We start from the raw sequence: 1,216 nt of genomic DNA on the forward strand, positions 1-1,216 counted from the left end.
GGAGGCTGTCTAAAAAGGCAGCCTTTTTTTATAGGATTTATTCTGAATATGTTTTAATTTCATGGAATGAAAGCAAAACCTGTTTGGAAGACCGACCATCAGTCTCAGTTGAGCCTGCTTCCGCCTAGTTATGATGATTTTGTAGCGCAGAACCATCCCGTACGTATAGTAAATGCGATTGTCAACCGGATCGATATAAGTTCCATTGAGGTTACTTATAAAGGTGGAGGTACATCAAGTTACCATCCCCGTACATTGCTCAAAATACTGATCTATGCCTACCTTCGCAACCTGTATTCCTCCCGCAAGATAGAGCAGGCCCTTGGAGAGAACATCCATTTTATGTGGCTATCGGGCAATATACGGCCGGACCACAACACCATCGCCAACTTCCGCAGTGGTAAGCTCAAGGGCAAATTCAAGAAAATATTCAACCAGGTGGTGCTGCTACTGGCACAGCAGCAGGTCTTGAACATTAAGGATATTTATGTTGATGGCACAAAGATCGAGGCCAATGCAAACCGCTATACCTTTGTGTGGGGAAAATCAATAGCCAACTCGCGTGAGCGTATCAAAAAGCAGCTCAAAGAACTCTGGCGTTATGTAGAGACGGTTTATGCCGAAGAAGAGCAGCGCCCCAACGGGCCAGATAATTTTGAAGCCATTGATCCTGAAGAAGTATCCAAGACCATAGATCAGATCAACAAAGCTCTGGAAGGCAACAAGACAGATAGTAAGATCAAACAGAAGCTCAATTATGCAAAGAGAAACTGGCCCGGCAATATTGCAAAGTATAACAGCCAACAAGAGCAAATGGGCGGTCGCAACTCGATGAGCAAGACCGATCCCGATGCTACCTTTATGCGGATGAAGGAGGATCCTATGAAAAACGGGCAGCTCAAAGCGGGCTACAACCTACAGGCCTGTTCAAACAACCAGTTCATCACAAACTACACCCTGGCCCAGACCACCGCAGACACCACAACACTTATTGACCATCTGGAAGAATATAAAGAAAGCTTTGGCCACACACCAGATACCATTACCGCTGACGCAGGCTATGGCAGCGAAGAGAACTACGCCTATCTGGAAGGTGAAGGTGTAGAGGCCTTTGTCAAGTACAATTACTTCCATAAAGAACAAAAGCAGGCAAAAAAGGAACCTGATCCCTTCCACCCCGACCAACTCCATTACAATCTGGAGCAAGACTGTTACT

The 1,216-nt window shown here is 45.7% G+C and carries 1 protein-coding gene; it reads left to right on the plus strand.

The features are described from left to right. Positions 1–66: 66 nt before the first annotated feature. Positions 67–1,216: IS1182 family transposase (locus DSM02_RS20260; RefSeq protein ID WP_128767287.1), on the plus strand; the 1,150-nt coding region annotated here is incomplete at its 3' end.

Source organism: Leeuwenhoekiella polynyae (assembly GCF_004104075.1).
In the GTDB taxonomy this organism is placed as follows: domain Bacteria; phylum Bacteroidota; class Bacteroidia; order Flavobacteriales; family Flavobacteriaceae; genus Leeuwenhoekiella; species Leeuwenhoekiella polynyae.